Here is a 17988-nt window from a genome sequence, read left to right on the forward strand (position 1 = left end):
GAAGTCAGCAGAGGTCGTAGTAGTGAAGAAGTTCCTGTAATGGGGATGGAGCGAAGGACCGAACAATCAATCAGTTGAAGTACGTTCCACTTCGTAGCCGGAGCAAACGCCTGTCGATGACATCAAAGGCGGCAAAGGCAAAAGGGGGAGAAAGGAAACAACGCATGGACACAAGAAGTCTCATGGAGCAGATAGTGAGCAATGATAACCTCAATGTGGCATATCTGCAAATCGTCAGAAACAAAGGAGCGGCAGGCGTAGACGGGATGACCGTTGAAGAGCTTGGCGCATATCTTGCGGAAAACGGCGAAAACATCAGGAAGCAGCTGCGGACAAGGAAGTACAAACCGCAGCCAGTTAGACGGGTGGAGATACCAAAACCAGATGGAGGGACAAGAAACCTTGGAATACCAACGGTAGTTGACCGGTTTGTACAACAGGCAGTAACACAAGTACTCACGCCAATCTTCGAGGAGCAGTTTCACGAGCATAGTTATGGATTCAGACCGAATCGGTGTGCGCAACAGGCAGTGCTGAAAGCATTAGAGATGATGAACGATGGGCATAGCTGGATAGTGGATATCGACCTTGCAAAGTTCTTCGACACGGTAAACCATGACAAGTTGATGACGATTTTCGGACGGACAATAAAGGACGGAGACGTTATCTCAGTGGTAAGGAAATTTCTGGCCAGTGGAGTGATGATCGATGACGAGTATGAAGATACAGTTGTCGGCACACCACAGGGAGGGAATATATCGCCGCTGTTGGCAAATGTCATGCTGAACGAGTTGGATAAAGAGCTTGAGGCAAGAGGGTTGGATTTCGTGCGCTATGCGGACGATCTGATTATCATGGTAGGAAGTAAGCAGGCGGCGGAGAGGGTAATGAAAAGTGCTACCCGATTTATTGAGGAAAAGCTGGGATTGAAAGTAAATGCTGAAAAGAGCAAGGTGGACAAGCCCAAAGGAATCAAGTATCTCGGATTTGGATTTTACTATGACACATTAGCCAAAGGATATAAAGCCAGACCGCACCCGAAAGCAGTAGCGAAATTCAAAGCACAGATGAAGAAGCTGACATGCAGGAGCTGGGGAGTGAGCAACAGTTACAAAGTGCAGAAACTGAACCAGCTTATCCGAGGATGGATAAACTACTTCAAAATCGGGAGCATGAAGGGATTATGTGAGCGTTTGGACAGAAACATACGCTACCGTCTGCGGATGTGTATTTGGAAGCATTGGAAAACACCGCAGAATAGGGCAAAGAACCTGATGAAGCTGGACGTACCCCGCTGGGCGGCATACAAAATTGCCTACAGTGGAGACCGTTATGCGAGGCTTGCGCATAACGGCTGGGTACATAAAGCGATAAGCAATGAAAGACTAACCACATTTGGGCTAGTCTCCATGAGTAATTACTACGCCGAAAGGCGTGTCATATGTTAAGTTGGTTGAACCGCCGCTTGCGGAACCGCATGAGCGGTGGTGTGAGAGGTCGGTAGGCGAAATAATCGCCTACCTCCTACTCGATTGTTGGAGGAGAGAAAAACGATGAACGAGACTTTCATGAAGGAAAGGCCGGTATTCCGGCTCATACTGTCGATGTCCCTTCCAATGGTGTTGTCGATGCTGGTCAACTCGCTGTACAACATAGTGGACAGCTTCTTTGTAGCCCAAATAAGTGAGGACGCCATGACCGCCCTGTCGCTGGTGTACCCGGTACAGAATTTCATAAACGCCCTGGGGATAGGATTCGGAGTCGGGATAAATGCAGTCATCGCCTTTTACCTGGGGGCGCAGGACAATGTCAGAGCCAATATGGCGGCGACCCAGGGCCTGGTGCTGGCAGCTGTTCACGGCGCGGTGATGACTATCGCCGGTATCGCTGTGATGCCTGCTTTTTTGCGGATGTTTACATCGTCGGAAGTTGTGGTACAGTTAGGTGTCAGATATTCCAACATCGCATTTCTCTTTGCACTGGCGATCATGCTGGGTCTTGTATTTGAAAAGATATTTCAGTCAGTAGGAAGGATGAATGTGACTATGCTGGGACTGACCAGCGGCTGTGTCGCCAACATCGTGCTGGACCCTGTGCTGATATTCGGATTGGGACCTTTTCCCGAAATGGGAATGGAAGGGGCGGCTCTCGCCACCGGCATAGGCCAGACTCTTTCGCTGGCCATATATCTAGTGGTCTACAGGGTGAGCCCGATAAACGTGCGGATAGACAGGAAGCACCTGGTTCCTCGCAGGAAGATGGCAGCAAAGCTGTATTCCATAGGGATACCGGCGACGCTGAACCTGGCTCTTCCTTCTTTCCTGATATCCGCCCTCAATGCCATCCTGGCGTCATATTCGCAGGTCTACGTTCTGGTTCTGGGTATCTATTACAAGCTGCAGACATTCCTCTATCTTCCCGCTAACGGCATAATACAGGGGATGCGTCCGCTGATAGGTTACAATTACGGGGCGGGCGAACACGGACGGGTGAAGCGTATTTATGGTATCGTGCTGTGTATGAGCGGCGTCATCATGGTTGCAGGTACTGCCATATGCCTCGCCGTTCCGGGGCAGTTGATGGGGCTTTTCACGCATACGGAGGCAACTGTGGCGGCGGGGGAAACGGCCCTTCGCATCATCAGCGCGGGATTCATCGTTTCGGCCGTCTCCGTTACATCGTCAGGAGCACTGGAAGGATTGGGGAAAGGCCTGCCGTCCCTCGTCATTTCCCTGTGCCGCTATATCGTCGTCATCCTTCCTGTTTCCTTCCTGCTGAGCCGCCTCTTTGGCCCGACGGGCGTGTGGAACGCCTTTTGGGTGACAGAGGCGGTAACAGCTGTCGTCGCCTTTGCAGTGTACAAGGGGGCGGTCGTCCCCGTCAGTGAAGTCTAAAGTATGTCTATGTATTCTCCTGAAAGGGCCTTGTTCATGCTGCGGACCGCGCAGAATTTGCCGCACATGCTGCAGGCTTCCTCATGATCTTCTTCAGGCTTCCTGCTGTCACGGATAGCTCTGGCCGTTTCGGGATCCAACGCGCATTCGAATTGTTTGTCCCAGTCCAGTTCGCGTCTGGCATCGCTCATACGGTCGTCTATGTCGCGGGCTCCGGGGATCCCTTTAGCTATATCAGCTGCATGAGCCGCTATCTTGGATGCGATGATACCTTGCTTTACATCTTCTACGTTTGGAAGAGCCAGATGCTCTGCAGGCGTCACATAGCAGAGGAACGCAGCGCCGTTCATAGCAGCCACGGCGCCGCCTATAGCGGCGGTGATATGATCGTAGCCCATAGCGATATCAGTCACGAGCGGCCCCAGCACGTAGAAAGGAGCTCCCATGCAGATAGTTTGCTGCACCTTCATGTTTGCTGCTACCTGATCGAGAGGAACATGTCCGGGACCCTCTACCATAACCTGTACGTTGTGCTCCCAGGCTCGCTTTGTCAGCTCCCCAAGGCGTACCAGTTCTTCTATCTGGCATACGTCGGTGGCATCGGCAAGACATCCTGGACGGCAGGCATCGCCCAGGGAGATGGTCACATCGTATTCTTCGCATATATCGAGTATTTCGTCGTAGTATTCGTAAAAAGGATTTTCCTCTCCTGTCATGGACATCCAGGCGAAGACCAGACTGCCGCCTCTGCTGACGATATTGGTCTTTCTCTTGTGTTTCTTTATCTGATCGATGGTCTTTCTCGTTATACCGCAGTGGAGCGTCACGAAATCCACCCCGTCCTCCGCATGAAGACGGATAACATCGATGAAATCTCTGGCCGTCAATGTCGACAGGTCGCGTTGATAGTGTATCACGCTGTCATAGACAGGTACTGTCCCTATCATGACAGGGCATTCGGAAGTAAGCTTTCTCCTGAAAGGCTGAGTGTTTCCGTGACTGGAAAGATCCATGATAGCCTCGGCTCCCATGTTAACAGCGCTCATGACCTTTTCCATCTCTATGTCGTAGTCCTTGCAGTCTCTGGAAACTCCGAGGTTCACATTTATCTTCGTTCTGAGCATGCTTCCGATGCCTTCGGCATCCAGGCATGTATGCCTTTTGTTGGCGCATATGGCTACTTTCCCTTCGGCTACCAATTCCTGCAGCTTTTCCACAGACATGTTTTCCTTTTTCGCGACAGTTTCCAATTGCGGTGTGACGATGCCTTTTCTCGCGGCATCCATCTGAGTAGTGTAGTTCATCATTACCTCCCGTCTCAGTTTTCCTACGTGGATATATGGAAAAAGCGTACACGCCGGGGCATGTACGCTTCTGTTTATCGACATATACGTATGATGTGCGAAACACATCTTCATATCCCTACGTTGGCATTATCCACATCAGGTTCATGGGTCGAAGCTCCTGCTTCCTCTCAGCCTGTTCCACAAGCTCCCCGTTAAATTGTCTATGTGTTTATTATATCCCTGACTGAGCGATTGTCAAGCTGATTTCAGATGAGTGAAGCCGCAGTTTCGATACAGTCCAGGTGAATCGCCGACGCTGCCGCGGTCGTCATCCCGCGGCCATAAGTCCGCGTCTACAGACCCTTTATATAACTGCCGGGGGCTACAGGATCTCCGTTTTTCCTCATTTCGAAGTGAAGGTGATCGTCTTCACCGAATTCAAACAGAGAAGTGCGGCCTACTTTTCCGATAGTATCTCCCCTGGAAACGATCTCACCCAGCTCGATAAGGTCATCGCCTGCCAGATTGCCGTAGACTGACAGCAGGTTGTTGCCGTGATTTATCTCTACGACGATACCCAACTTGTCGTCCTCCTCTATCCGTGTTACCGTACCGGCGGCACAGGCGCTCACTCCGGTCCCTTCAGGGGCGGCGATGTCTATACCACTGTGGGTCATGTACTGGTCGAGAGTCTTTTGATATATGGGCATGTCCATGGAAAAATCCATGATGATCTCTCCTGAAAGGGGAGCGGTGAATTCCGCGGCGTTCTGGCTTTCGGTATCGTCTGCGCCGGAGTCTGTGCTGTCAAGGCTGTCCACTATATCGGCTTCTGTTTCTGTGTTTTCCTCGACGGCTTTTTCTTTTACGACATCCGCTGCTTTATTGCTCTGGGCGGTATCGCGGATCTTATCCACATTAGCTTTTACGACGAAAACGGAAACGAGCGCCATCAGACAAAAACACAGCACCAGAGTGATGGCGGGGATATCTTTTTGCTTTTTGTCCTGTCTCATGTGCATCTTACCTCCTATGGATTTAGTATCGACAATGGGAGGAAAATTAATACCGTTAATTACTTGTAATAAAAGGATGAAATGTTGTATTATATTAAATGTTAAAGTTCAATGCGGGAAAAGGCGTCAGGCGGCGCACGGCCGGCTGTTTTGGAAATTTTGGCAACTGCGGCGGCCCGGTAGTCTCGACAGTTTCGGCGCGTCAGACGGAGCGTAAACCTGTGTGAGAATGGATACAAAAATAATTTTCAGAGGTGATTTTAAAGTGGCGGAGTACATTTTAGCCAGACAGAACGACAGGAGCATACCAAAGGAAGATAAGATTTTCGGGATAAGCAACAGAGCGAAGAAGATGATAGCCGAAAAGGGTGCCGATAAAGTCATAAATGCGACCATAGGCTCTCTTCTGGATGATGACGGCAAGCTGATAGTCCTTTCTTCAGTAGATGAGGTCTTCAGAGGACTGAAGCCTGATGAATACGCAGATTACGCGCCTATATGCGGGATACCTGCTTTCAGGGAAGCAGTACAGAAAGCTGCTTTTGGAAAATTCCGGCCCAAAAGCTTTACAGATGCAGTAGCTGCTCCGGGAGGAACAGGAGCTTTGAGAAACGCCATCGCCAACTATTCTCAGCCGGGAGACAAAGTATTGACTTCGGACTGGCACTGGTCGCCATATAACACTATCGCGGGAGAGATAAGACGGAGAGTGGATACGTTCAGCCTCTTTACCGAAGACAGAAAGTTCAACTGGCAGTCCTTCAGGGAAAAGGTCCTCCAGCTTCTGGATACACAGGACAGTCTGGTGATAATACTCAATACCCCGGCTCACAATCCGACAGGATATTCCCTTACGCTGGGCGACTGGGACAAGGTCACAGAAGTCCTGACGGAAGCGGCAAAGAAAGGCAAAGCCATTGCGTTGGTAGTGGACGCGGCCTATATAGATTTTGCCGGAGACGAAGAGGAATGCAGGAGATTCCTGCCAAAGCTGGAGACTATGCCGGAAAATGTCCTTCCGATAATAGCCTATAGCCTTTCGAAGACGTTTACCTTATATGGGACAAGATGCGGAGCTCTCATCTGCATGGCGAAGACGAGAGAGATAGCTGATGAATTCAAGCGTGTCTGTGAGTTTTCATCGAGAGGATCCTGGTCCAATGGTACCAAAGCGGCCCAGGTGTTGCTGGCCAAGATATACGCCGATGATAAGCTGCTGGCAAGAGTCAGCGAGGAGAGAGCTCGTTACAGGGATATGCTGCTGGCCAGAGGCAGGGCATTCGAGGAGGAAGCGGCTAAAGTGGGACTGGAGATGGTGCCTTTCGACGCCGGTTTCTTCGCCTCCATACCGTGCAGTGATCCCGACGGCATAAGCGCTCAGCTTGAAAAGCAGGGGCTGTTTATCGTTCCGCTGGCCAAAGGGCTCAGGGTCTCGGTAGCTTCCGTTTCCGAGGAAAAATGCAGAAGGATCCCAGCCATGATAAAGGCTGTGATGGGATAGCTGATCCGCGCTGACGATTCATGTGCGGTTAAAGAGCTCCCGGTCTTGCGTTGCAAGGCCGGGAGCCCTTTTAAGATGGCGACGCTCCATGACCTGACGGAGCGGCCGACTGCGAGATATTATCATCCTGCTGACATCGGAAGCTGTTGAAAAAAGTCAGCTGCTGTAGTAAATTGATATCAAAATGAGGGAAGGAAGGCCGGGTAATGAACTGCGAAAACATCATCAAGATCGGAGATACTCCGCTGAGCGTCAGCGTATACGCGGTGAAAGAAAAGGAGCTGCAGATGCATGAGGCTGGCATGCTGGAGATAATCCTCTGTCTCACAGGAACGGTGACTTTTTCGTACGCATACGAGGAGTTCACGCTGAACAGCGGCGAATATATATCCGTAGACAGAGACGCTTATTATCTTAAGAGTGATGGGTATAACATGTGCGTGTCATTTTATGTCGATTTAATGGCTTTCGAAGAAAAATACCCTGATATAAAGCATCAATTGTTCGTGTGCGAGGGATGCAGTCAGTCCACCATGTCAGTCTATCCCAGCGAATACCACGACAAGCTGAGAGGAAAGCTGATAACATTGCTGAAGCTATTTTTAGATGGAAGGGCGGAAGAGGATACAGGACGGATATGGAAGATAACCGAATCGATGGTGGATCTCTTCGTCTTTCATTTCAATATCATCCTCTACCATTACGGCGGCCTGGAAATGAAGCGGGAATTCTTTGACAGGTGCCGGGATATATACACGTATATAGGGGCGCATTTTGAGGAGAAGATAACACTGGACGATCTGGCCTCCCATCTTGGAATTTCCAAGAGTTACCTGTCGGAGTTCATGTCAAAGGTCTCCATCGGATTCAGCAATATGGTGTCGTATATCAGGGCCAATAAATCCGAGTGGTTCCTGATAAACACCAATCACACCATCGTCGAGATAGCGGAAGAATGCGGCTTTTCTGATCCGCAGTATTATTACAAGGCCTTTAAGGAATGGTACAAATGTACGCCGCGTCAGTTCAGGGAGAAATACGTGAAGCAGTCGGAGAACAATATGGTGTACTATGAACCGCGGATAATCAGGAGCATAGTCGACGACATGATGGTGGAACACTACATCCAGCTCTTTGAAAGATAAATATTGTTGATATTGCTTCCAAACACAGGAAAACAACAATAAAACGCCATTGTTCCTCTGAAATTCACTGAATATTATGAAAGAGTAATCATATCAATATTCAGGGAGGTATAATCATGAGTGAAAAAAATCAAATGGGCGAAACTACGCTGAAACGAACATTGACGTTGCCTCTTATCATCATGTTCGGTCTGGCGTACCTGGCCCCGACGGTAGTATTCAATTACTACGGTCTCTTTACGCCGAGCACCGGCGGGATGTATACGCTGTCGATATGTGCTACAGCAGTGGTGATGGCATTTACGGCGTACAGCTATACTCAGATGGTAAAGGCATATCCATCAGCTGGTTCGGCCTATACCTACATAAGCAAATCGGTACAGCCCCATGTGGGCTTCCTGTCAGGCTGGGTCATGCTGGTGGATTACCTGTTGCTGCCGATGATCTGTTATCTGCTGCTGGGAGTCTATATCAACGAATATTTTCCTATGATACCTGTATGGGTCATCGTGATAATCGTAGCATTGATAGGCATGGTGATAAATATCGTAGGGATAAAGACGGCAAGTATCGTCGATACCATCGTAACATGTGCAGCCATCGGATTCACGATACTGTTCATCGCCTGCATCGTGAGATACGTCACGGATGGAGGCGGCTCAGGCACACTGTTCGATCCTTCAGCTTTTTACAATCCGGAAAATTTCCAGATAAAAGGGATCCTTTCCGCTTCGGCAGTTCTCTGTGCATCCTTCGTTGGCTTCGACGCTGTTACGACGCTGGCCGAGGAGGCGAAGGAGCCGGAAAAAGTTATGGGCAAGGCCATCATGGGCGTGGTGATAGGAGCGGGGATCATCTTCGCCATCGTCGCCTACTTTTCGCAGATAGCGTGGCCGCAGGCCTATGCCAACATCGAAGATCCTGATACCGGTATATTCGAGCTCTTCCCTCATATAGGGATGTCGTGGCTGGGAACTATATTCTTCATCATAGACAACTGCGGCAGCTTCGTATGCGCGCTGGCCGGGATGGGCGCTGTTTCACGTATCCTGTACGGAATGGGGCGTGACAACATCCTGCCGAAGAAATTCTTTGGGAAATTGTCTCCTAAGTTCCAGACTCCGGTCAACAACATAGTGCTGACTACGATAATCGCGCTGACCGCCATCTTCTATCAGGACAATGTGATGGGAGCGGCGTCGCTGGTGTCCTTCGGTGCCGTGTGCGGGTTCTTCATGGTGAATTTCTCAGTAGTGGGACATTACATCATCAGAGGAAAGGAGCGGGGTGCATCCGCGATGATAAAACATCTCGTCATCCCTGTCATCGGGATGATAAGTCTGATCGTAGTATTTTACTTCATCGAAACACCTGCGAAGATATTAGGCGGGATCTGGCTGCTGGTAGGTATCGTTTATCTGGCCGTCAAGACAAAAGGCTTCAGGCAGCTGCCGCCAGAGATGAAGATAGAGGAATAGCAAAATAAAAACCGACCGGAGGAAAAACATGACTACTATAATCAAAAACGCGAGGATTTACACGTCCGCCGAAGGCTGTCCGCAGGCCGACTGCCTGGTCTTTGACGGCAAGAGGATAGGATTCGTCGGAACAGCGGCGGATGTGGACATGGAGAAATATGGCGACGCAAAGATATATGATGTCGGTGGCAGGACGGTGCTGCCCGGCATCATCGACAGTCACATCCATCCTGGATGGGTAGCTAAGAGCCTTTGGCATGTAAGATTGCCGTGGACAGAAGATGTGGATGAGCTGCTGGCGTTTATAAAAAAATACGGAGAGGAGCATCCTAAGGAAGAATGTCCGTTCCTGTATTTCGAATATTATCCGACATCCATGTTCGATGAAAAAGGGCCGACGAAAGAGCTGCTGGACACGGCTATAAGCGACAGGCCGGTCCACTGCCAGGATTTTGGAGAGCATCTGTGCTGGGTCAACAGCAAAATGCTGGAGCTCCTGGAGGTAGATAAAGATACGCCCGACCCGGGCCCGCTGGAGACCTTCGTCAGAGATGACGAAGGGAACCCGACTGGCTGGATAAGAGAGATGGCGTGGTACAAATTCGTGGACAACATGTACAAAGCGCTGGGGTGGCAGCCGCCGGAGGAACTGAATGCCGAGACGATGAAAAGCTTCTTCGATTTTCTGGAGGAAAGCGGGATAACCGCCATGGCCGACGGTTTCATCGAAAACGACGATCAGATCCGAGGGATATATGAGCTGGATAAGGTGGGAAAGCTCAATGTGTATTACGACGGTATGGTCAGATTCTGGAATCATGAAGATCTGCCGGAGAAGATAGCAAAGCTGAGAGAATATCAGAAGCTGTATACGACCGACCATATAAAGATCAATACCATGAAGCTGTTTCTGGACGGGACCAACGAAAGCGGCAATTCCGCGTCCCTGCATGAGCATATCCACGACCCGGGCAATTTCGGAGAGATAATGATGGAAACGGAAGAGCTTGCTCAGTGCATGGAGCTGTGCAACAAAGAGGGTCTGGATATACATATCCATATGGTGGGAGACAGAGCCTTCAGAGTAGGCTGTGACGCAGTGGAGATGGCGCAGAAAGCTGCCCGGGAAAAGGGAGAGCCGTGGGTGTGCCGTCCGACCTTTGCACACTGCGAGGTCGTCGACCCTTCAGACATGGGGCGCCCTGCCCAGCTGGGGATATTCATCAACTGGTCATGCCACTGGTCAGGAGGATATTTCGGCGAAGAAGCGATGAATTACTACACGGAGGAAAAATGGAGAAGGATGTATCAATTCAATCCGATGATAGAGAGCGGCGCTACTATAGATTTTTCCAGCGATGTAGTGACAGGGTATGAGCTCCACAGGGCATATCCGTTCTTCGGCATGCAGGTGGCGGCTACCAGGGTGGATCCTGAGTTTCCATTGGATCCGGAGCGGTATCCGGGAAGCATGAGACCTGAAGAGTCGGCAAAGCTGAGCGTACCTGTGCTGCTGAAAGGCTACACCATAAACGGCGCGAAGCAGCTGCGTTGGCAGGATGATATGGGATCACTGGAAGTGGGAAAGCTGGCCAACATGATAGTCGTGGACAGTGATCCGCTCCACACACCTGCGGAGCAGCTCAAAGACATAAATGTGGACGCCGTCATATTCGATGGAAAGATTATAAAGGGCAGTCTATGAGAAAGCTGTTCGATATGGAGCTGAGCCAGCAGGATGAATTGCTTATGGAAAATACGGCAAGAGGAGACATCCTCCTGTCGAGCACCCAGGGAGGGATGTTCCGGGGCGAAAGGCTCAGAGGGAATGTGATGCCGCTGGGTATGTGCGTCACATGTACTCCCGGCAGCGGCAGGAATCACATAGACATGTCTCTGGCTCTGGAAACCGATGACGAATCACAGATATTGATGAATGTATCGGCGCATCTTCATCTGGAACCGGAGCTGGAACAAAAGCTCATAGAAGGGAAGGCGATCCCGCCGGATGAATACTATTACAAGGGCGTCGTCAAATTCGACGCAGGCAAAGCCGGATACAAATGGCTGGAAGAGAGGGTATTCGTCTGCGACGGCGTCATCTGCGACTGGAGCCGTCTGAGATTTTCGGTCTATGAGGTGTGATGCTGCGCGTTTGTGAATGCTGCGTGCAGCATTGCCGCACCGCCTGGTTTTACAGACATTTTGCCTTTTCGCAGAATGTCTGTATTTTTGCGTTTATGTGCTGACAAGTCTCCGCCTTGCGTACGGCTCGCCGGCCTGCCGCGCCCAACCTTGACACATGCCGCTGAGGATGTGTATAATTGAGTCGATAAATGTAGAAATATATGTCCGCGGCAGAAAACGGTGCCGCGGAAGTTTATATGGAGGTTGGATGAATGATAAATGACAACTATTATGATAAATTCGATCGCAAGGAGAAGCTGAAATTCGACTCGAAGGTGGTCCACGGCGGCCTGGGGTGCGACCCTATCACAGGAGCTGTCAGTTTCCCGATATTCCAGACAGCCACCTTCCGTCACAGGAAGTTTGGCGTATCGACGGGATACGACTATTCGAGACTCCAGAACCCTACGAGACAGGAGCTGGAACGAACTATGGCTATCCTGGAGGAGGGGGAGGAAGCCTTCGCTTTCACCAGCGGTCAGGCGGCTAACATGTGCCTCTTTGGCATATTGAAGCCGGGCGATCATGTCATACTCTCCGATGATATCTACGGAGGGACTTTCCGTATCTGCGACGAGATCTTCAGCAAGCTGGGCTGCGAGTTCACATATGTTGAGATGTCAGATCTGGACAAGGTCAAGGCAGCCGTTCGGCCGTCTACGAAGATGTTTTTCGTTGAAACACCGACCAATCCAATGATGAAGGTGGCTGACATCAGAGCCATAGCTGCTATCGCAAAAGAGGCGGGAGCGCTGCTGACAGTGGACAACACCTTCCTGACTCCATATTTCCAGAGACCGCTCACTTTGGGAGCGGATATCGTGGTCCACAGTGGCACCAAGTACCTCTGCGGTCACAACGATGTGATAGCGGGTATCGCTGTGGTGAAGGATAAGGCGCTGGCGGAGCATTTCAGAGGCGAAATGAAATCACGGGGCAACGGCCTGGGACCGTTTGACTCCTGGCTCATCCTCAGAGGTATCAAGACTCTCTCCCTGAGGATGGAAAGACATAACGAAAACGCCGCCAAGGTAGCAAGGTGGCTCAGGGACCACGAAAAAGTGAAGAAGATATATTACGTGGGTTTTGAAGATCATCCGGGATATAGCGTGAATCTGAGCCAGGCGACAGGTTTCGGAGGGATGATATCCTTTGAGGTGGACAGCGAGGAAACTGCTCACAAGCTCCTTTCAGACGTGGAGATGATCCTTTTCGCCGAAAGCCTTGGGGGAACCGAGACGCTGATAACTTACCCTATCACACAGACCCACGAATCCATTCCGGACGACATCAGACGAAAGCTGGGGATCAATGAGAAATTTGTCAGGATATCCATCGGTATAGAGGATCCGGACGATATAATCGCTGATCTGGCTCAGGCGATGGAGTGATCAGGGGTCAGTGGCAAATGACAGGAATAATGGAAAAGATGGAGAAGATGGAAAAAATAAAGTTCACCAAGATGCAGGCTTTCGGCAACGATTATGTGTATATAGACGCGACGAAGGAAATCCCGGAAGACCTCGGAGGGCTGGCGAAACGCATGTGTGACAGACATTTCGGAATAGGCTCTGACGGGATAGTGCTGCTCTGCTCGTCCGAGAGGTGTGATTTTCGGATGAGGATATTCAATCCTGATGGGACTGAGGCCGAGATGTGCGGCAATGCGTTGAGAAGCGTATCGAAATTCGCGTATTTTCATGGGCTGACAGATAAGACGCGCCTTACTGTCGAGACCCTGGGCGGGGATAAGACGGTGGATCTCCGCGTGGAAAACGGTCAGGTGGTCGATATAAGCGCATCCATAGGAAAGCCGGAACTGAGGGCGGATCAGGTGCCGGTCAGGACGGAAAAGGAGCGATTCATAGATCAGCCTCTTGTTGTCGGGGACAGGATCTTCAACGCGTCATCGCTTTCCTGGGGCAATCCTCATACGGTGCTCCGGATCGAAGACGCGGAGCACATCGACGTGGAAAAATATGGACCCATGGTAGAAAACATGGAGTGTTTCCCGGAACGGACCAATGTCACGTTCGCTCAGCCGGTAGATGACGGACATATCAGGATACGTGAATGGGAACGCGGTACAGGTGAGACCCTGGGCTGCGGTACTGGCTGCTGTTCGGCAGTAGTGATATTCAACATGCTGGGACTGTGCGGGAGGACTGTGGATGTGGAACAGCCGGGAGGGATCCTTCATGTCCGGTGGGATGAAGAAGGCGTTGTCCATATGACGGGGCCGTCACATGTGGTTTATGGAGGGGAGTTTTATTTATGAAATTAAAAGATCTGTTGAAAGATGTGACCAGCTCCTGTCTCAGCGGAAGTATGGAGACTGAGGTCACTTCCATAGCATATGATTCGAGAAAAGTGTCCGAAGGGACGCTTTTCGTCTGCCTCAGAGGGTTCGCGACGGATGGACATAAATACATAGACGATGCTGTGAAGGCGGGAGCTGCCGCGATCCTGGCCGAGGAGGATCCCGATCACCATACCGGAGTGACAGTGGTGAAGACGGATGACACAAGGAAGGCTCTGGCGTTCATATCAGCCCGGTGGTTCGGTCATCCGGCGGAAAAGATGACGATGATAGGACTGACAGGGACGAAGGGAAAGACCACCGTCGCTCACATGATAAAAAAGATTCTGGAAGAAGAAGGGCGCAAAGTCGGTATGATAGGTACTTTGGGGGCCTTCATCGGCAGTGAGAAGATGGAGACCAGGAATACCACGCCTGAATCCTACGAGCTGCATCATATGTTTCGTCAGATGCTGGATGCCGGATGCAGCCATGTAGTCATGGAGGTTTCCTCACAGGGTCTCAAAATGCATCGCACCGATGGCATTACCTTCGATTATGCGGCCTTCCTCAACATCTCCCCGGATCACATCGGGGCAGGGGAGCATGAAGACTTCGACGACTACCTTAACTGCAAGAAACGGCTATTCAGCCAGGCCAGAGTCACCGTCGCCAATATCGACGACAGTCACTGGCAGGAGGTGACAGCTGACGCTGATGAGGTGTATACTGTGTCGCTGATCCGGGATGCGGACTTCATGGGCAGGAATATACGCAATATATGGGAACCGAAGATACTGGGGGTCGAGTTCGAGATAACGGGAAAATTCGACGAGAAGATCGTACTCAATATGCCGGGAGCTTACAATGCTGAGAATGCGTTGACAGCGGCGGGGATAGCGTATCTTATGGGAGTATCTCCCGATATCATAGCCAGAGGTATCAGCGAGACGCGGGTCAAAGGAAGGACTCAGCTGTTGACCGACGTACATTTTTCCACATTCCTCATAGATTATGCTCACAATGCGCTCAGCATGGAAAATCTGTTGAAGACTCTGAGGGAATATGAGCCGAAGCGCCTCATCTGTCTCTTTGGAGGCGGCGGCAACAAGGCTCGCCAGCGACGCTTCGACATGGGAGAGATGGCTGGGAAGTACGCTGACCTGACTATAATAACGCTTGATAATCCGCGCTTCGAATCCACAGAGGAGATAAACAAGGATATCATCCGTGGTCTGGATGTATACGGCGGGGAATACAAGGTGATCATGGACAGGGAGGAAGCCATACATTACCTTATCGACAACTGTGGAGAGGGAGATATAGTAGCTCTCATTGGCAAAGGTCACGAGGAATACCAGGAGATAGAAGGCGTCAAGCACTTCTTCTCGGAGGAGAAGATAGTGTCTGAATACCTCAGGACCAAATAGGGGAAGAACGTCGGTATATCACTGCGCTGTCTATCATATTTTCGATACATCCCGATGGAAATCACGGTAATCCTGCTGCCATTCCTTTTTCTGCTGGTCCGTAAGCTGGCTTTCCGGAAGCTTCAGGTCGTTTTTCAGCTTCAGACCGAAGTCCCGGGTCACCGTCACAGCGCCGGCGTAGTTGAGATGATTGCCGCCGTCTGTAGTGTGTAGTTTCCAGTCGAAGCCGGGCGGGAAGGAGCGGTTGTAGTCGTAGTATGTGAGACCGCTCTGCTTCGCCAGCTCACGGACAGCCTGAGATTTGGCGTCGCTCCAGGTGTTGGCGGAAGGAACGGTGATCAGGACGAGGCGGATGCCGTTGTCGCGGCATTTTTCATTGATCTCGTCGAAGGCCGCCTTGTTTTTTCCGCTGAGAGCGGCCGACTTCCCCTCGGAAGGCTCCATATAGCTGTTGCCTGCAGTGTAAGGACTGACCTTTTCAGAGTAGGCCATCCCTTTGTTCCGGAACTTGTAGAAGTTACGGTTCCTGTCGATGAAGGAGGAAAGGCTGAGCTTTTTCCATCTGTCATGGTATTTTACCAGAGGGAAGTAGTAATTGATGGCGGAAATGATCGCGCTGTCGGCATCGCCGGCGGCTTTTTTTATTTTAGTGAAAATAGTCGTCGTTTCGGCCTTATGTTTTTTGTAGTGAGAGTTGGTCCCGGAAAACATGCAGTCAGTCTCCAGGACGACCACTTTTGGCTTCTGATATTTCAGGATGTCGTCGATATCAGAGGATATCTCCTTCAATGTATTATTGGGGCGGCCGGCGACCGCAGAGGTGATGCCTGTATCGTGGTACAGATCGACAGGAGAAACACCTCTGTATACGTCGCTGTTGCCGACGAATATCACGTCCAGAGTGTTTTCCGCCTCCCCGCGGTAAGCGCTGGATATCCTGGATTCCATGCCATCCTCGGAGGAATTTCCACTGACTGCGAAGGACTTGGACAGAAAGATGAATATCATCACCACCAGACTGATGAATATCACAGCTCTGGCAGCATTTTTCAATGCCGAGATCTTGGTTCCCATGAAAGCCTCCTTAAAATTCTCCGTATATGAAAGTAGTATTTACGAAATCGCCTCCATATGCGCCCAGTATCACGATGGAAAATATCAGCAGCATATAGGCGGTCCAGCGTATGGGCAGGATCTTACGGGAGAGAGACGAACGAAGCTCTATCCCCCGTTCCTTGGCCATCGAGACAGCCAGCAGCAGGAGGACGGAAAGGAAAAGTATCATATAATCCCATCCGTCGATTCCCTTGATAGCTGAAAGCTCGCCGACTGTGCGGCTCAGCCCCGGGTGCAGGAAAAGCCGTGAGAATATCGAAGCCGCCTGGCTAAGGCTCTCTGAGCGGAAGATGATCATGCCGAAACATACTGCGGCACATGTCCTCAGGACCTCAAAAATGTGATACGGCTTGCTGTCTCTGGAGACCCCCAGGGATGAAAGGCATTTGTCCGACAGAGGTTTTAACGCCTGGCCCAACATCATCAGCACGTAATAATAGAGGACGTAGATGATGAATTTGATCCCGGCTCCATGCCACAGCCCGTTGCAGAACCATACGAAAAACAGAGCGTAGGCCGACGGGATGAGGGTGAGCAGATGTCTGGAGGAAATGTGCTTCCTTGCTTTCTCGTTTATGGCGCGAAAGTGTCTGGAAAGACTCACGGGATAGAATATGTAATCCTTGAGCCATTGCCCCAGCGTGATGTGCCAGCGTCTCCAGAACTCACTGATGGAACGGGAAAAGAACGGCTGCCTGAAATTTTCCGGCATATTTATTCCCAGCATCTGGGACGTCCCGCATACTATATCCATACACCCGGAAAATTCCGCGTATATCTGCAATGTATAGAGTATGGCGGCGATGGCCAGCGCGCCGCCGCTGTAGTCACTGTGGTGGGGAAATATGGTGCTCACGATGAGCCCGGCTCTGTCGGCTATCACCAGTTTTTTGAATATCCCCCACAACAGTCTTATGCCGCCGCTTTTTATCCTGTCGTAGCTGATCGAATGAGCTTCTTTCAGCTGAGGCCCCAACTGTCCATATCGTTCGAATGGACCTTCTGTGATATGGGGAAAGTAGCAGAGGAACAGCAGCAGCCTCAGTGGATTCCGCTCTGCCGGTATCGATTTCCTGTACACGTCCGTTATGTAGCTGATGCCCATCAGTGTGTAATATGAGATGCCCAGCGGCATGATGATGTGGAATGTAGGCAGGAGCTTACCGAAGCCCAGAAGCCCGGCGGCGGAATTCGCCGCAGAACCGAAGAAATTGCAGTACTTAGTGGACAATATCATCAGTATCAGGAGGGCGACCGAAACGGCTACTATTTTTTTCTTTTTGCGTTCTGTCTGCTTTTTCAGGGCCTTTTTAGCGGCTTTGTTATCGCTTCTGATCGGAACATCGTCTCCATTGCCTGCGGCGGTCATGGCCGTCATATCGGCTGCTTCTTTCAGCCGGAGCGTCAGTCTGTCATCCTCCCGCGAGAGAAGGAGCCCGGCTGCGTATACGACTGCGGCCGCAGCTGGGAGGAACATCGCCATGATACCACATGACAGTATGTAGAAAAGCAGAGATGCGATGAGCAGTACCAACCACTGGAGCTTTTTCGGCACGATGAAATAGACGATGCCCGTCATCAGAAGAAAGCACAGGAATGATATAGTTGCGTAATTCATTGTCTGTCCCTTTCCCTA

The 17988-nt window shown here is 50.8% G+C and carries 14 protein-coding genes and 1 riboswitch; of the genes, 10 read left to right on the forward strand and 4 right to left on the reverse strand.

Annotated elements, in window-relative coordinates; translation table 11 throughout:
• Nucleotides 1-164: 164 nt before the first annotated feature.
• A complete protein-coding gene (ltrA, locus tag ACQY69_RS10115; protein ID WP_428260401.1) occupies nt 165-1448 on the forward strand; it encodes a group II intron reverse transcriptase/maturase in 1284 nt (427 codons plus the stop codon).
• Between the two features lie 105 nt (nt 1449-1553).
• Entirely contained in the window at nt 1554-2894 is a 1341-nt protein-coding gene (locus ACQY69_RS10120; protein WP_428260402.1) for an MATE family efflux transporter, read from the forward strand.
• On the opposite strand, the gene thiC is transcribed toward ACQY69_RS10120, so the two are convergent.
• Nucleotides 2891-4201: a phosphomethylpyrimidine synthase ThiC gene (gene thiC / locus ACQY69_RS10125; RefSeq protein ID WP_428260403.1), complete on the reverse strand. Its 1311-nt coding sequence runs from the start codon at nt 4199-4201 to the stop codon at nt 2891-2893. The two genes, ACQY69_RS10120 and thiC, sit on opposite strands and share 4 nt — an antisense overlap.
• A gap of 95 nt (nt 4202-4296) precedes the next feature.
• Nucleotides 4297-4402: riboswitch (TPP riboswitch) on the reverse strand.
• Between the two features lie 131 nt (nt 4403-4533).
• On the reverse strand, nt 4534-5196 hold the full coding sequence (locus ACQY69_RS10130) for a peptidoglycan DD-metalloendopeptidase family protein (protein ID WP_428260404.1): 663 nt from the start codon (nt 5194-5196) through the stop codon (nt 4534-4536).
• 229 nt (nt 5197-5425) lie between these two features.
• Here ACQY69_RS10130 and ACQY69_RS10135 point away from each other — a divergent pair, with 229 nt between their 5' ends.
• The 8 genes from ACQY69_RS10135 to ACQY69_RS10170 all read left to right on the forward strand — a co-directional run bounded on the left by ACQY69_RS10135 (nt 5426) and on the right by ACQY69_RS10170 (nt 15236).
• Nucleotides 5426-6697 carry a pyridoxal phosphate-dependent aminotransferase gene (locus ACQY69_RS10135; RefSeq protein WP_428261049.1) on the forward strand — a complete coding sequence of 424 codons (1272 nt, stop codon included), beginning with the start codon at nt 5426-5428 and terminating at the stop codon, nt 6695-6697.
• Nucleotides 6698-6903: 206 nt separating this feature from the next.
• Entirely contained in the window at nt 6904-7842 is a 939-nt protein-coding gene (locus tag ACQY69_RS10140) for a helix-turn-helix transcriptional regulator (RefSeq protein WP_428260405.1), read from the forward strand.
• Between the two features lie 116 nt (nt 7843-7958).
• Nucleotides 7959-9320 (forward strand): APC family permease, encoded by a 1362-nt coding sequence (locus ACQY69_RS10145; protein WP_428260406.1) that lies wholly within the window; start codon nt 7959-7961, stop codon nt 9318-9320.
• A gap of 28 nt (nt 9321-9348) precedes the next feature.
• Nucleotides 9349-11025, forward strand: a complete 1677-nt coding sequence (locus ACQY69_RS10150; RefSeq protein WP_428260407.1) for an amidohydrolase — start codon at nt 9349-9351, stop codon at nt 11023-11025.
• A complete protein-coding gene (locus ACQY69_RS10155; protein ID WP_428260408.1) occupies nt 11022-11465 on the forward strand; it encodes a DUF3237 family protein in 444 nt (147 codons plus the stop codon). Before ACQY69_RS10150 ends, ACQY69_RS10155 begins: the two co-directional genes overlap by 4 nt.
• A 254-nt stretch (nt 11466-11719) precedes the next feature.
• Nucleotides 11720-12898 carry a trans-sulfuration enzyme family protein gene (locus tag ACQY69_RS10160; protein WP_428260409.1) on the forward strand — a complete coding sequence of 393 codons (1179 nt, stop codon included), beginning with the start codon at nt 11720-11722 and terminating at the stop codon, nt 12896-12898.
• Nucleotides 12899-12915: 17 nt separating this feature from the next.
• A complete protein-coding gene (dapF, locus tag ACQY69_RS10165; RefSeq protein WP_428260410.1) occupies nt 12916-13785 on the forward strand; it encodes a diaminopimelate epimerase in 870 nt (289 codons plus the stop codon).
• The gene (locus ACQY69_RS10170) at nt 13782-15236 is read left to right on the forward strand and encodes a UDP-N-acetylmuramoyl-L-alanyl-D-glutamate--2,6-diaminopimelate ligase (protein ID WP_428260411.1); all 1455 of its coding nucleotides are present in this window, start codon (nt 13782-13784) and stop codon (nt 15234-15236) included. Before dapF ends, ACQY69_RS10170 begins: the two co-directional genes overlap by 4 nt.
• A 33-nt stretch (nt 15237-15269) precedes the next feature.
• On the opposite strand, the gene ACQY69_RS10175 is transcribed toward ACQY69_RS10170, so the two are convergent.
• Together ACQY69_RS10175 and ACQY69_RS10180 are read right to left on the reverse strand one after the other, a co-directional pair.
• The gene (locus tag ACQY69_RS10175; protein ID WP_428260412.1) at nt 15270-16310 is read right to left on the reverse strand and encodes a hypothetical protein; all 1041 of its coding nucleotides are present in this window, start codon (nt 16308-16310) and stop codon (nt 15270-15272) included.
• Nucleotides 16311-16320: 10 nt separating this feature from the next.
• Nucleotides 16321-17970, reverse strand: a complete 1650-nt coding sequence (locus tag ACQY69_RS10180; protein WP_428260413.1) for an MBOAT family O-acyltransferase — start codon at nt 17968-17970, stop codon at nt 16321-16323.
• Between the last annotated feature and the right edge of the window lie 18 nt (nt 17971-17988).

Source organism: Gallibacter sp. Marseille-QA0791 (assembly GCF_965119705.1).
GTDB lineage: Bacteria > Bacillota > Clostridia > Peptostreptococcales > Anaerovoracaceae > Lentihominibacter > Lentihominibacter excrementipullorum.

Coding starts and splice junctions, on each gene's coding strand:
- ltrA (WP_428260401.1), top strand. CDS start 165: ATGGACACAAGAAGTCTCATGGAGCAGATAGTGAGCAATGATAACCTC.
- ACQY69_RS10120 (WP_428260402.1), top strand. CDS start 1,554: ATGAACGAGACTTTCATGAAGGAAAGGCCGGTATTCCGGCTCATACTG.
- thiC (WP_428260403.1), bottom strand. CDS start 4,201: ATGATGAACTACACTACTCAGATGGATGCCGCGAGAAAAGGCATCGTC.
- ACQY69_RS10130 (WP_428260404.1), bottom strand. CDS start 5,196: ATGAGACAGGACAAAAAGCAAAAAGATATCCCCGCCATCACTCTGGTG.
- ACQY69_RS10135 (WP_428261049.1), top strand. CDS start 5,426: ATGGATACAAAAATAATTTTCAGAGGTGATTTTAAAGTGGCGGAGTAC.
- ACQY69_RS10140 (WP_428260405.1), top strand. CDS start 6,904: ATGAACTGCGAAAACATCATCAAGATCGGAGATACTCCGCTGAGCGTC.
- ACQY69_RS10145 (WP_428260406.1), top strand. CDS start 7,959: ATGAGTGAAAAAAATCAAATGGGCGAAACTACGCTGAAACGAACATTG.
- ACQY69_RS10150 (WP_428260407.1), top strand. CDS start 9,349: ATGACTACTATAATCAAAAACGCGAGGATTTACACGTCCGCCGAAGGC.
- ACQY69_RS10155 (WP_428260408.1), top strand. CDS start 11,022: ATGAGAAAGCTGTTCGATATGGAGCTGAGCCAGCAGGATGAATTGCTT.
- ACQY69_RS10160 (WP_428260409.1), top strand. CDS start 11,720: ATGATAAATGACAACTATTATGATAAATTCGATCGCAAGGAGAAGCTG.
- dapF (WP_428260410.1), top strand. CDS start 12,916: ATGACAGGAATAATGGAAAAGATGGAGAAGATGGAAAAAATAAAGTTC.
- ACQY69_RS10170 (WP_428260411.1), top strand. CDS start 13,782: ATGAAATTAAAAGATCTGTTGAAAGATGTGACCAGCTCCTGTCTCAGC.
- ACQY69_RS10175 (WP_428260412.1), bottom strand. CDS start 16,310: ATGGGAACCAAGATCTCGGCATTGAAAAATGCTGCCAGAGCTGTGATA.
- ACQY69_RS10180 (WP_428260413.1), bottom strand. CDS start 17,970: ATGAATTACGCAACTATATCATTCCTGTGCTTTCTTCTGATGACGGGC.